Raw genomic sequence first — 14,423 nt, forward strand, 5'->3', positions numbered from 1 at the left:
AGGAATAACATGTCTGGACATTCAAAGTTTGCTAATATCAAACACAAGAAAGAAAAAAATGATAAAGCAAAAGGAAAAATATTTACTGTAATTGGCCGTGAAATTGCGGTTGCTGTTAAGGAAGGCGGACCTGATCCTGCAAACAATTCCAAACTTCGTGATGTTATTGCAAAGGCGAAAGCAAATAATATGCCAAATGATACCATTGAGCGAGGAATAAAAAAAGCAGCCGGTGACGTGAATTCGGTAAATTATGAATATGTTACGTATGAAGGCTATGGCCCTAATGGTACTGCAATCATTGTTGATGCACTTACGGATAATAAGAATCGAACTGCGGCAAATGTTCGTAACGCATTTACAAAGGGGAACGGCAATATCGGGACACAAGGATGCGTCTCTTATATGTTCGATAAGAAAGGTCAGATATTAATAGCTAAGGAAGAGTGCGAGATGGAAGCTGACGATCTTATGATGTTGGCGCTTGATGCTGGAGCGGAAGATTTTACGGAAGAAGATGACAGCTTTGAAATCATTACAGATCCAAACGATTTTGGACAGGTTAGAGAAGCACTTGAAAAAGAAAATATCTCTATGGCTAGTGCAGAAGTTACCATGATTCCGCAGACATATGTAACATTAACCGATGAGCAAGATCTTTATAATATTAATAAAACATTAGATTTGCTCGATGAAGATGATGATGTTCAGGAAGTATATCATAATTGGGATATGCCTGACGAAGAATAATGAATTTTTGGACCTGCATCTTTCATGACAGATGTAGGTCTTTTGTGTATTAAATTGTGGTTGATCAGAAAGGACAATCCCAAGCATGGAGCGTACATATTCGGATATACCGGAAGGTCTTTATCAGTTTTTGTTATGTTTTGATAATCCGATAGAGAACTTAAATGCCAGATCTTATCAAAAGGTCTTGCATACAGAAAAAGATCATTTTGACAAATTGTTTTTAATGTTGAATCAGATTTATGATCAATCTTCACAAAATCCTAAAATGCTGGATGTGATTGCACAAAAGTTTGTCGATAAAAAATATGAAGAATATTTAAAGCTAAAGAAGAAAAAAGAACGCGAAATCAGGATTTTAAACGATCAATTCGCATTAGTATCCTATGTCTTTCCGGCTTTATTGGATGTGAGTGAAAGCAGGATGGAATCGGCCAAAAGATTAGCGGATTTGATTGCAAAAGACTGGAGCAATAGGTTTCATATGGGTGTTATAAAAGCAGTCAATGAGGCTGAAATACAGAGTGGATTTAAAAGCTTTAAATCATTTTTTAGACGGCGATAGTACTAAAGAATCGAAAAGAAGGAAAACTTGCAAAAAATATTTAGCGAGATTTTTTTCTGACAAAACGGAGGAATTGTCTATGAAGAAGGTGTTATTTGTTGCTTCTGAATGTTCACCTTTTGTAAAAACCGGTGGACTTGCGGATGTAGTCGGAGCACTTCCGAGAGAATTTAATAAAGAATACTGGGATGTTCGTGTTGTTCTTCCAAATTATTCGTGTATTCCCTGGGAATATAGAGAAAAGTTTGAATATATAACACATTTTTATATGAGCGTTGGTCCGTATATTCAGAATAAATATGTCGGAGTCTTACAATATGAGCACAATGGTGTGACGTATTATTTTATTGACAATCAAGATTATTTTACCGGTTTTTATCCCTATGATTCGAATATTCGATTCGACCTTGAGAAGTTTATCTTTTTTGACAAAGCGGTTTTATCTATGCTTCCGCTTATTCAGTTCCAGCCGGATATTATCCATTGTCATGATTGGCAGACGGGGATGATTCCGGTTCTTATGAAAAATGAATTTATGGGTGATATGTTCTTTTGGGGAATGAAATCCATTATGACAATTCATAATCTTAAATTCCAAGGAAAATGGGATATTAAAACTTTTCAGGGATTTACCGGTCTTGGCGATGAATTCTTTACAAGTGATCGATTGGAATTCGAAAAAGGTGCCAATATGTTAAAAGGCGGTATTGTATATGCTGATTATATAACTACGGTATCCAACAGCTATGCACATGAGATTCAGTCTGATTACTATGGTGAAGGGCTAGGCGGATTGTTGTATGCAAGACGAATGGATATGCAGGGAATTGTAAATGGTATTGATTATTCGGAGTTTGATCCAAATACGGATTCGACTCTTGTACGCAATTATAATTCGGAAAATTTCAGGAAGTACAAAATCAAAAATAAAGAAGCATTACAAGAAGAGCTTGGGTTAAATGTGGATAAAAAGGCATTTGTTATTGGTCTGATTTCACGCCTTACCGATCAAAAAGGTCTCGATCTTATTGATTATGCATTTCATTCTATAATGGATGAATTTACACAATTTGTTGTAATTGGAGTTGGCGAACAACGCTACGAAGATATGTTTCGTTATTATGAATCCGTATATCAAGGTCGCGTATCAGCTAATATTTATTATTCGGATGAACTTTCGCACAGAGTTTACGCAGGTTGTGATGCGTTTTTAATGCCATCTAGGTTTGAACCATGTGGATTGTCACAAATGATTTCTATGAGATATGGAACGGTTCCGATTGTTCGCGAAACAGGCGGATTAAAAGATACGGTTCAGCCTTATAATGAATATATCCAACAAGGAAACGGATTTTCTTTTACGAATTACAATGGTGATGAAATGTTGCATATTATCAATTATGCAAAATCCATTTACTTTAATAAAAAAGCAAAATGGAATAAGATTATAGAACGAGCCATGAAAACTGATTTTTCATGGAATGTTTCTCAAAATAAATATGAGAATCTGTATAATTATTTGATTGGAGAATTTCGATAATAATCCCCCCGAGCCGGCTTTTAAACCGTGCTCGGGGTTGTCATGAAATAAAAAGTAGGGAGAGTATTGCACTTGGCTGCTAAGAAAAAATCAAGTCAATCATCAAAAAAGAGGAGAAACAAAAAGAAAAATAGCACAGTATCTTTTAAAAGCGAAGTCAGCCTTTGGCTCATTCTCGGAATTAGTGTATTTTTGTTCATTTGTAATTTCGGGATTGGTGGCAAGATTGGAACGCCAATTAGTTATTTCTTTTTTGGACTGTTTGGACTGTTAGCTTTTATTTTCCCGATTGTATTGTTTGTGGGAAGTGCTTTTTATTTATCGAATAAAGACAATCTACGAGCGATTATTAAGCTGGTGGCTTGTTTTGTATTCTTTATTTTTCTATGCGTTTTTTTACAGTTAATTTTATATGGAGATGAAGGAGCAACGTTATCTGATGCTTATTTTTATTGTGGAAGCAACAAAACAGGCGGAGGTGTCCTTGGAAGTGCGATTGCGAATGCGTTAGTTCCAAATATTGGACGAGTTGGTGCCTTTATTGTCGATTTTATAGTACTAATCATTTGTCTTGTTTTCATAACAGAAAAATCAATATTTGATGGACTGAAAAATGGCGGGGAAAGAGTATATTCTTCTGCCATGGAAGAACATGAGTTTCGTTCGCAGATTCGTCAGGAAAATGCCCAAAAACGGCGTGATGAAAGACGAATGAAACGTCGCGAAAAATATGCGCGCGGAGTAACTATGGATACGGATTTAAAAAAAGCAAATCATGAGACGAATAAAGAAACGGAAAAAAACGAGTCTCCGATATTGTTTTCAGAACTATCCCTTCAGGAAGAACAAGGCTCACCGGTTTCGTTTGATTTAAAAACACAAACGAATACTTCACCTTCTGATGCTTTGACAGAGGTAACGCCGCAAACGCATTTTGAACCTGTAAATGAAATAGAACAACCGATAAAGGAAACGATTACAGAACCGGAAAGCTTATTTGGAAAAAATGTAAAAAAAGAAACTTTAAAGCCGACTTTAGAAGAAGATGATGATGAATTCAACTGGGAATCTAATTCGCAGCAAGGTGGGCCGGTCTATGAAGAGGAATATCCGCCGCAAGAGACGCTCGATGAAGAAGAACATTCTAATAATGACCAGGCAACAAAAGAAGCCCAGACATCCGTAGATGATAATGATGTAAATGAAGATACTAAGGATTTGGATCAGTGGTCAACCCTGAGTGCGGATGAAGTTAATCCAGAAGGAGTAGCAGAAAAAGCTGGTACCCTAAAGGCAGCGGCTACTGCCGCAGAGGCTGCTTTTTCTACTTCCAAAAAGGCGCCATCCACGATTATTAAATATAAATTTCCGCCGGTTTCCTTGCTTTGCAAAGCGAAAAGTATGTCTGGAGATTCAAAAGCTCGTGTCCAGGAATTAGGAGACAAACTTATTCAGACTTTAAAAAGTTTTGGCGTAAATGTAAAACCCCACGGATATTCTCAAGGTCCGGCTGTTACTCGATATGAAGTTGAACCGGAGATGGGGGTGAAAGTCAGTAAGATATTAAATCTCGCCGATGATATCCAACTTAATCTGGCTGCAAAAGACATTCGAATCGAAGCACCAATTCCAGGCAAAGCGTTAATTGGTATAGAAATCCCAAATGAGAAAAATTCTATGGTTTCATTTCGGGAATTGATTGAATCTGAGACATTTAAAAATCATAATTCGAAGATTGCTTTTGCTGCCGGAAAAGATATTTCCGGTGAAGTAATTGTGGCAGATATTGCTAAAATGCCACATATTTTGATAGCCGGTTCAACAGGATCCGGTAAGTCTGTTTGTATTAATACGATTGTTATGAGTATCTTGTATCACGCAGATCCAAATGATGTTAAATTAATCATGGTTGATCCGAAAGTGGTGGAATTAAGCGTCTATAATGGGATTCCTCATTTGGCAATTCCGGTTGTAACAGATCCTAAAAAGGCGGCTGCGGCACTTAACTGGGCAGTTGCAGAAATGACAAAAAGATATAATAAATTTGCTGAAATGGAAGTTCGAAACATTGCCGGATTTAATGAAAAAGTTGAGGCCGGCGCAGTTGATGAAAACGGACAACCGCTGGAAAAAATGTATCAACTTGTAATTATTGTGGATGAGCTGGCAGATCTTATGATGGTTTCAGCTTCTGAGGTAGAAGATTCCATTTGCCGTTTGGCACAGCTGGCAAGAGCTGCCGGTATTCATTTGGTTATTGCAACACAAAGACCATCTGTTAATGTCATTACCGGGTTGATTAAAGCAAATATGCCGTCGCGTATTGCGTTTGCTGTTTCGTCAAGTATCGACTCAAGAACAATTCTAGATTCAAATGGTGCAGAAAAATTATTAGGAAAAGGAGATATGTTGTATTTCCCGCAAGGGTACTCCAAACCGCTTCGTGTACAAGGGGCATTTGTTTCAGATGATGAAGTGAAGTCGGTTGTCGATTATATTAAAAAACAATATCCAAACGGAGCTTATGATGAGGCAGCGCAGCAAGGTATAGAACAAGCACATGCGCAGTCCAACATGGAAGGAACTTCTGGAACGAACGGATCTGATCTGGATGTCTTGTTTACGGAAATTGGTTTTAATATTGCAGGAAACGAAACGGTATCGATCGGTAGTTTGCAACGAAATTATCGAATCGGTTTTAACCGCGCAGCCAGGATTATTGACCAACTGACAAGAGAAGGTGTGGTTGGACCTGAACGCGGAACGAAACCTAGAGAGGTTTTGATGTCTAAAGAAGAATTTGCGGCTAAATATCAAGTATAGTTTTCATTGAGGAGTAGGTTAATGATTTGCAAAAAATGTGGGGCAAAGCTAAGGGACAATTGTATTTATTGTTCAAAGTGTGGGACAGAAGCAAGAATTGTGCCTGATTATAGCTTTGAAGATGATTATGTTGTGAATTTGGAAAAGGAAGATAAACCAAAAGAAGTTACAGAAATACCACAGCAAGGAAGAAAAGAAAAAGCTTGTTCTAAGAAAAAGAAAAAGTGGATTCGGCTATTTATTTTAGTGATTGTAATAATCTGTTGCGTGATTCTTTTTACTGTTATATTGCTTCAAAGTAAATATCAAAAATCATATGATTGGCACTATTCACAGGGGTATGAAGCGTATGAAAAAGCAGATTATGATGCTGCTGTGGAACACTTTGAAGCTTGTATAGAGCTTGATGAAAGTCAGGCTTTGCCATATGTATATTTGGGGAAAATTGCGTTTAAATCCGATGATATCCAAGAAGCGATTTCCTATTATGAAAAAGCAATCGAAGCCGATTCGGATTGTGAAAAAGCCTATAAAGCTTTGAAAAGTTATTATTCGGATAATGAAGATTATAATGCGATCAATAAATTAATGGAAGACGCATCGGATACGATCATTTCCAAAGTCTTTTCGGAGTATACGATTGATGCACCGGTAGCAAATCCAACATCCGGAACTTACGAAAATCTAATTATTGAATTTGAAGAATCCGACTATGAAATTTATTATACATTGAATGGAAAGTCGCCTAAGACTTCCGGGAAAAAATATTCTGACCCCATCGTGATGGATGAAGAAGGGACATATACTCTTACGGCTGTTTCAAAAGATAGCCGGGGGATTTTTAGTAAAGAAGTATCCTTTGAGTATCAGGTGTCCTATAATGTGCCGGATATGCCACAGGTAAGTCCGGATGGTGGAACATTTGAAAGTCCGGCAACAATAACCATTACTGTGCCAAGCGGCTGCAGTGCATATTATTCGTGGAAGCAATCTGTTCCGGATGAAAATTCTACAAAGTACACGAAACCAATTCAAGTTCCCGAAGGTAATAACATTTTGTCGGTTGTGATCATTTCGGATAATGGTATTTCGAGTGGAATTTTTCGAGGAAATTATGTATATTTACCGGATGTTTTAGAAGAAGAGTAAGAAAAAAGCTGTGTACATATTTTGTACACAGCATCCTTATTCAGATTATGATTCTTCTACAAATTCGATGATACCTTTACCAAGCTTTGCGATACGAGCAAGAGAATATACTTCAAATCCTTGCTCTTCAAGCTTGCCACGTCCCGGTTGGAATGATTTTTCAATCAGAATTCCGATTCCGGCAATCGTTGCGTGAGCTTTTCGCATTAATCGAATAGCCCCGGTTGCAGCTTCACCATTTGCAAGAAAGTCATCAATAATGAGCACATGATCATTTTCATTAACAAATTTCTTGGATAAGGTAAGCTCGTAACTGTTTTTTTTGGTAAATGAAACCACTTCTGTATGAAGAAGATTGTCATTTAAAATGCTAGATGGTGCTTTTTTGAGGATTAACATTGGTACACCTAACGCTTGCGCAGTCATAAGAGCAGGAGCAATACCTGAACTTTCGATTGTTGCAACTTTTGTAATCTTGTAATCTTTGAAATGATTGGCAAATTCATTGCCGATTTGTTGCATAAGTGAGGCATCTACCTGATGATTGATAAAACTGTCAACTTTTAAAATGTTCTCATCTAATGCATTGCCGTCTTTTAATATTTTCTCTTTTAATACTTCCACTAATCTGCACCTCTTATGTTATTTCTAATAGTTACAGTATAAACAATTTGAATGAAAATGGAAACAAAAAAATAAGTTCTCACTTTAAAATTATAAATTAAGGAGTTAATTACATGTATCGGATGGTTGATTTGATTGAAAAAAAGAAAAATAATAATGCTTTGACCAAAGAAGAAATCGAATTTGTAGTAAATGGATATACCAAAGGAGAGATTCCGGACTATCAGATGTCTGCAATGCTGATGGCAGTATATTTTTGTGGCATGGATTCGAACGAACTTTTGATACTGACAAAAGCAATGAGAGATTCGGGAGATGTATTGGATTTGTCAGGGATAGATGGAGTTAAAGTAGATAAACATTCAACCGGAGGAGTGGGAGATAAGACGTCATTGGTTCTGATTCCGATTGTTGCAGCTTGTGGTGTACCTGTGGCAAAGATGTCAGGACGTGGACTGGGTCATACCGGTGGAACGATTGATAAGCTGGAATGTTTTGAGGGCTTTGATGTGAACCTGGATGCGCATGCATTCTTTGAACAAGTCAAACGCTATAAGATGGCAATTACCGGTCAATCCGGCAATCTTGCTCCGGCAGATAAACTTTTGTATGCATTGCGTGATGTTACCGGCACTGTCAATCATATTGCTTTGATTGCAAGTAGTATTATGAGCAAAAAACTGGCTGCCGGTTGCGATGCAATCGTATTAGACGTCACATGGGGGAGCGGAGCTTTTATGAAAACAAAAGAGCAAGCAGAGCAATTAGCCAAATGTATGGTTGAAATTGGAAAAGCAGCCGGAAAAGAAACCGTTGCCGTCATATCCAATATGAACGAACCACTTGGCTATACGGTAGGAAATGCTGTAGAAGTGCAAGAAGCAATTGAAGCACTGAAAGGAAACGGGCCGCAAGATCTTATGGAAATTGTATTTTCGCTTGCAATTGAGATGATTTTGCTTGCGAAATTAGCGACCGACCGAAAGGATGCACGCAGACAGATTGATGAGGCTATCAAAAGCGGTGCAGCTTTTGAAAAGCTTAGACAACTTGTTACCATTCAAAAAGGGTCGGATACAGCGATTAACAATCCGGACGAGTTACCTCAGGCAAAACATCGAATTCCTTTATATTCGAAAAAAACCGGGTATATTTCTAAGTGCGATGCCTTACAAGTTGGGCTGGTGTCCATGAAACTCGGCGGTGGACGAAAATCAAAGACAGATTGTATTGATCTTGCTGTTGGTGTAACCTTATGCAAAAAAATAAATGATTATGTTAAAGAGGGCGACGTATTAGCGTATATTCACAGCAACTATGAAAAAAATGAAGATATCTTATGTGAACTAGAGAGTGCATATGAAGTATCAGATTTTCCAACTAATGAAGAACCGCTTATTTATAAAATTATATCTTAAAATAAGGTGTATCTAATTAGCAAAAAATGGTATGATAGTAAAGATTATAACCAGAAAGGATTACCTTTATGAGTCTCGATGAATTATCCTTAGAGCTTCCAATCGAACATTTTGCTAATGTTTTTGGAAGCTGTGATTCCTATATGAAAATCATAGAACGTTCGCTTCGAGTTACGATGACTCTTCGTGATAGCCGCGTCAAGATTATCGGCAATGAGGCGGATGTTGCAAGTGCACAGAATGTAATTATGAAGCTGTTAGAGCTTTCAAGACGTGGTAATGATATCACAGAACAACAGGTTTGTTATGCTTTGGATATAGAAAAAGAAAAGTCCGATGTTGATCTTGCAAGCCTGGATGATGATATTATCTGTCATACGGTTAATGGAAAGCCGGTAAAGCCAAAGACAGCCGGCCAGAAAAAGTATGTAGATTCTATTCGAAAACGCATGATTACGTTTGGAATCGGACCGGCCGGAACGGGTAAGACGTATCTTGCAATGGCAATGGCCATTACTGCATTTAAGAAGGAAGAAGTTTCCAGAATTATTTTGACTCGTCCGGCGATTGAAGCAGGCGAAAAGCTTGGCTTTTTACCGGGAGATTTGCAAAGTAAGATCGATCCTTATCTGCGTCCGTTATATGATGCACTTTATCAGATTATGGGATCTGAGAGTTTTTTAAAGAATATGGAAAAAGGTTTAATTGAAGTTGCGCCGCTTGCTTATATGCGTGGTCGTACTTTAGATAATGCTTTTATCATTTTAGACGAAGCGCAAAATACAACATCATCACAAATGAAGATGTTTTTGACCAGAATCGGTTTTGGATCAAAGGTTGTTGTGACTGGAGATGCGACGCAAAAAGATCTTCCGAAAGATGTCGTTTCCGGACTGGATGTTGCATCTAGAGTATTAAATAAAATTGATGATATTGCTTTTTGCAAACTTGACAGTAAAGATGTTGTAAGACATCCATTAGTTCAAAAAATTGTAAAGGCTTACGAGGACTATGAAACAAAAAAAACAAAATCAAAAAGCATCAAAGCAGCAAACAAAGGAGCTAACAGCCACAGAAATTGATGAATTACACGGAAAGTCCGGCAGAATTATTTGCCTGACTTTTCTGCTTGTTATCATGTTGGCATTTGCTTTGGTCGCAGGTCTATTTTTAAAACTGTATATAGATGAAGTGATTAGCCTGGTGATTTTCCAACTGTTTTTCTACCTTTTGGTATATGCACAGCTGGAAATAAAGCGTAAAGAGGCTGGAATCAAGGATTTAAATGCTCGAAAATATTACATGCTTGTATTGATTTACAGCATCGGCATGGCGTATGCTTTGCTATTAAATTTTCTGCCAAATCAGATTCAACCTTTTTTGCTGCTGGCGCTTTTGCTTGCATGCACAACCGATCAAATGATAGGGGTTACAGCGGGGATTTATTTTTCGATAGTGGCATATTTTGTCAGCAACAATCCTTCCGTAATTTCACTGATTATTTCACTGAGCATCATTTGTGGTGGTATGACGATATACAAAGGGCTTTTAAATAAAACTTATCGCAAACAGTTTTTTGTGATTTTATTTGTGATGTGTGTATTATTTGGATGTGTGGCAACCTATTATTATGAGGATGCTATTCGTTTCAAAATCCTGATTTATATGCTGATCATGTCTGCTTTAAACGTGATTTTGGCTTGGATATTTATGCCAATTCTATCGTCAAAAAAACAAAATATAAACGAGGATACTTATCGGAAGATGTTAGAAGATGAATATCCTTTAAACAGTTTAATGAGACAGTCCTCGAAATTAGATTATGACCATGCCAAAAGAGTAAGCGATATTTGTGCAATTTGTGCAACCATTGTCGGAGCAGACAGTTCCTTAGCTGCTGCAGCCGGACTTTATTATAGAATCGGTCGTTTGGAAGGGGAACCGCATGTGCAAAATGGCGTTTTAATTGCTGCGCAATTTGATTTTCCTGCTGAAATTACGCAAATTTTAAGAGAATTTAATGGGGAAGAGCATTTGCCATCAACCGTAGAATCTGCTATCGTACAAATAGTAGATTTGGTTACGGCAAAATTTGATGTTTTAAGTGGGCAAAAAGCAACTAAAACTGAATGGAACCGTGAGATGATTGTTTATCAGGCATTAAATGAGTATTCGGCAAAAGGAATGTATGATGAATCCGGACTTTCGATGAATCAATTTTTGAAGATTCGTGATTATCTTGTACATTTAGGAGGACAATAAGATGACGGTACATATAGAAGAAGAGGTTGAAATTCCATTTGACTTTGACTATAAACAACTTGCGGATAGAGTAATAGAAGCATGTATAGATTATGTCAATTTTCCATTTGAAGCGGAAGTGAATATTTTACTGGTCGATGATAAAATGATACAGGAAATAAATGCCAAGCAACGAAACATTGATAAGGCTACCGATGTACTTTCCTTTCCTATGTTGGATTATGAACAGGCCGGAGATTTTTCAAAGATTGAGGAAAATTCCGATAATTTTCATCCGGAGACTGGAGAATGTCTTTTGGGGGATATTGTAATCAGCGTAGATAAGGTGCTTAAGCAAGCCCAAAACTATGGTCATAGTGCAAAGCGAGAATATGCCTTTTTGATTACGCATAGTATGTTTCATTTATTTGGCTACGATCATATGACTTCTAAAGAGGAAGAAATTATGTTTGCAAAACAAGCATCCGTTTTAAAGATGCTTCAGATAAATCGTTAAACACTAATAAGAATGGGAGGAATTAAGAAAATGAAAAGAGTTTTTAGTGTTATACTTGTGGCTGCACTTTGTATGGTGATGTTTGCAGCATGTGGGAAAAAAGAAGAAACTGTGGTTTCAACTACGGAAGATGAAGTTTCCGTTGTTGAGGAAGAACCGGTGGATACTCACGAAGGTCAGGCAAAAAGTTATCTGACAGGCGAGTGGATTGACGAGGATACAGCAGCACTTCGTCCGTTTGCGGTAATGTTTGGCAATACTAATGAGAGCGGAGTTCTTCCACAAGCCGGAATCGGATCTGCAGACGTAGTTTATGAATGTACTGTAGAAGGTGGTCTGACGAGACTTATGGGGATTTTCCAGGATTATGAGAGTGTAGAAAAATATGAATCAATTCGTAGCTGTCGTTTGTATTTTTTGGAATTTGCCTCTGAGTTTGAGGCGATTTATGGTCATTGGGGACAATCACCATATGCCAAAAGCGCACTTTCAGCTTACGACGATTTAGACGGACAATCGTCAACTATCTTTGGAACAACTTATTTTAGAGATTCTTCAAAATCCGCTCCGCACAATGGATATGCAACAGGCGAAGGAGTTGCAGCCGGAATTGAGGCACTTGGATATGATAAGACGTATTCTGAGGATTATGAAGGTCATTATCAATTTGCAGAAGATGATCAAACCATAGAGTTATCTGATGGAGAAGATGCTGTGGTTGTTAAGCCTGGATATGTCGTGAACAAACCATGGTTCTCCTATGATGAAGAAGATGGATTATATTATCGTTATCAGTATTCACAGTCTCAGACAGATGCAACTTCCGGAAATCAACTTGCTTATAAGAATATCATTTTCCAGTATATGACAACCGGAATGATGGATTCAAAGACTTTGAACATTCCAACAAACGGCAGTGGTAAAGGAAAATATATCACAAATGGTAAAGCAATCGATATTACCTGGGAAAAAGATACGACTTCATCCGTTATGCATTATTATGATGAAAGCGGAAATGAAATCACTTTAAACCAGGGAAAGACTTGGGTTTGTGTTGTGGATTCAGCAAAAACCGATGCAGTTGGCATCTATGCATCGAAAGAGGATGCCGGCGTCGAATAATAAATTTGAGGTAATTAATTAACATGGCAGGTAAAGGAAAGAAGAGTAATTTTTTAATACAAGGATCTATACTGGCGATTGCGTCAATCATCAGCAGAATCATTGGACTTGTTTATCGAATTCCAATGCAGCAAGTAATTGGTGATGGTGGAAACAATCTGTATGGAACGGCTTATGAAATATATAATGTTTTTTTGTTAATATCTTCTTTCTCCCTTCCGCTTGCCGTGTCAAAACTTGTATCGACTAGAGTTGCGCAAAAAGATCGAAAGAATGCATATCGATATTTTAAAGGCTCTTTGTTTTTTGCAATCATATCCGGATTGGCGGTTACGTTAATTGTATTCTTTGGTGCCGGATTTTTTGCAGATATTATGAATACACCGTTTAGCTACTATGCATTAAGAGTGTTAGCGCCTACTTTGTTTATTGTTGCAGTGATGGGAACAATACGAGGTTTCTTTCAGGGGCTTGGAACAACAATGCCAAGTGCGATATCACAGATCATTGAACAAATTGTAAATGCGATCATCAGTATTATTGCATCCTATGTATTGTTCTCCTATGGTGCCAAAGTTGGTGCTGTAATGGGCGATCAAAAGAATTATGCAGAAGCTTATGGGGCAGCCGGCGGTACATTAGGAACCTGTATTGGTGCAGTGATTGGATTATTCTTTATTTCTTTTGTGTTTTTTGCTTATCGTCCGGTTATGAAGCGCCTGATACGAAAAGAAAAAAAGAATCCATCTGAATCATATCGTAGAATTATTCGCATTGTCATTATGACCATAATTCCGGTACTGCTTAGTACAACCATTTATAATATTTCTTCCGTCATTGACAATGGATTATTCAAAGCAATAGCGGAACATCAAGGCTATTCGGCAGAGGTGTTTGGCGATATGTGGGGAATCTTTAGTGGTAAGACAAAACTACTTTTGAATGTTCCAATTGCGATTGCCTCTGCACTTGCTGCATCAACGGTACCAACGCTTGCAGCTGCATATGCGAATAAAGATATGGAGTTATTGCGAAAGAGGATTCACTCAGCAATTCGTTTTACCATGTTGATTGCATTTCCGTGTGCAGTTGGAATGGGTGTGTTAGCAGGACCGATTCTACAGCTTTTATTTAGTGATACCAATACACTTTCGGCGCAGATGTTATCGGTTGGTGCAATTTCTATTATTTTCTATTCCTTGTCAACGATTTCGAATGGAATTCTTCAGGGAATTGATAAGATGCGAGTGCCTGTAACAAATGCAATATATGCATTGATTTTACATGTTGCTTTTTTGGTGGTCTTAATGATGGTATTTGATTTAAATATTATGGCTGTCGTAATGGCAAATACATTTTATGCATTTATCATGTGTATCTTAAATCATTGGGGAATTCGAAAAGAAGCCAGATATAAACAAGAAATCAAAAAAACGTTTCTACTTCCCGGATTATCATCTTGCATGATGGGAATTATAGTATTTGGTGTATATAAAGCGTTATTTATGCTTTTGAAAGCAAATTCTATTGCAACTGTTGTGGCTATTGTAATTGGTATGTTAAGTTATGCAATTATAATGATTGTATCGAAAGGGATTACAAAAGCGGAGCTTGAAACGATGCCGAAAGGAAATATTTTAATCAAAATCTTTGAAAAATTACATTTGATGTAAT

At 37.4% G+C, this 14,423-nt stretch carries 12 protein-coding genes; 11 read left to right on the forward strand and 1 reads right to left on the reverse strand.

The window, feature by feature from the left end:
• The first annotated feature begins 9 nt into the window (after window positions 1-9).
• The 5 genes from BLS20_RS03250 (at window position 10) to BLS20_RS03270 (ending at window position 6,827) form a co-directional block, all read left to right on the forward strand.
• A complete protein-coding gene (locus BLS20_RS03250) occupies window positions 10-750 on the forward strand; it encodes a YebC/PmpR family DNA-binding transcriptional regulator (RefSeq protein WP_090172167.1) in 741 nt (246 codons plus the stop codon).
• A gap of 85 nt (window positions 751-835) precedes the next feature.
• Complete coding sequence (locus BLS20_RS03255) at window positions 836-1,315, forward strand: hypothetical protein (protein ID WP_090172169.1); 480 nt, start codon at window positions 836-838, stop codon at window positions 1,313-1,315.
• Window positions 1,316-1,394: 79 nt separating this feature from the next.
• The gene (gene glgA / locus BLS20_RS03260; RefSeq protein ID WP_090172171.1) at window positions 1,395-2,855 is read left to right on the forward strand and encodes a glycogen synthase GlgA; all 1,461 of its coding nucleotides are present in this window, start codon (window positions 1,395-1,397) and stop codon (window positions 2,853-2,855) included.
• Between the two features lie 72 nt (window positions 2,856-2,927).
• Window positions 2,928-5,678: an FtsK/SpoIIIE family DNA translocase gene (locus BLS20_RS03265; protein ID WP_090172173.1), complete on the forward strand. Its 2,751-nt coding sequence runs from the start codon at window positions 2,928-2,930 to the stop codon at window positions 5,676-5,678.
• A 21-nt stretch (window positions 5,679-5,699) separates the two neighbouring features.
• Window positions 5,700-6,827, forward strand: coding sequence for a chitobiase/beta-hexosaminidase C-terminal domain-containing protein (locus BLS20_RS03270; protein ID WP_090172175.1), 1,128 nt, complete (start codon window positions 5,700-5,702; stop codon window positions 6,825-6,827).
• A 45-nt stretch (window positions 6,828-6,872) separates the two neighbouring features.
• Here the strand turns inward: BLS20_RS03270 and BLS20_RS03275 are convergent, their stop codons facing one another.
• Window positions 6,873-7,451: a xanthine phosphoribosyltransferase gene (locus tag BLS20_RS03275; protein ID WP_090172177.1), complete on the reverse strand. Its 579-nt coding sequence runs from the start codon at window positions 7,449-7,451 to the stop codon at window positions 6,873-6,875.
• Between the two features lie 113 nt (window positions 7,452-7,564).
• On the opposite strand from BLS20_RS03275, the gene BLS20_RS03280 reads away from it, so the two are divergent.
• From BLS20_RS03280 to BLS20_RS03305, 6 genes are all read left to right on the forward strand, one after another.
• Window positions 7,565-8,869, forward strand: a complete 1,305-nt coding sequence (locus BLS20_RS03280) for a pyrimidine-nucleoside phosphorylase (protein ID WP_090172179.1) — start codon at window positions 7,565-7,567, stop codon at window positions 8,867-8,869.
• Window positions 8,870-8,937: 68 nt separating this feature from the next.
• A complete protein-coding gene (locus tag BLS20_RS03285) occupies window positions 8,938-9,951 on the forward strand; it encodes a PhoH family protein (protein ID WP_090172181.1) in 1,014 nt (337 codons plus the stop codon).
• Entirely contained in the window at window positions 9,881-11,131 is a 1,251-nt protein-coding gene (locus BLS20_RS03290; protein ID WP_090172183.1) for a hypothetical protein, read from the forward strand. The genes BLS20_RS03285 and BLS20_RS03290 overlap by 71 nt, the downstream gene beginning before the upstream one ends.
• A 1-nt stretch (window position 11,132) precedes the next feature.
• Window positions 11,133-11,627 (forward strand): rRNA maturation RNase YbeY, encoded by a 495-nt coding sequence (gene ybeY, locus BLS20_RS03295; RefSeq protein WP_090172185.1) that lies wholly within the window; start codon window positions 11,133-11,135, stop codon window positions 11,625-11,627.
• A 30-nt stretch (window positions 11,628-11,657) separates the two neighbouring features.
• Window positions 11,658-12,749 (forward strand): DUF3048 domain-containing protein, encoded by a 1,092-nt coding sequence (locus BLS20_RS03300; RefSeq protein ID WP_090172187.1) that lies wholly within the window; start codon window positions 11,658-11,660, stop codon window positions 12,747-12,749.
• A 23-nt stretch (window positions 12,750-12,772) separates the two neighbouring features.
• On the forward strand, window positions 12,773-14,422 hold the full coding sequence (locus BLS20_RS03305) for a putative polysaccharide biosynthesis protein (protein WP_090172189.1): 1,650 nt from the start codon (window positions 12,773-12,775) through the stop codon (window positions 14,420-14,422).
• The last annotated feature ends 1 nt before the right edge of the window (window position 14,423 follow it).

Origin of the sequence: Eubacterium oxidoreducens, from assembly GCF_900104415.1 — a bacterium.
Taxonomy (GTDB): Bacteria; Bacillota; Clostridia; order Lachnospirales; family Lachnospiraceae; genus Eubacterium_C; species Eubacterium_C oxidoreducens.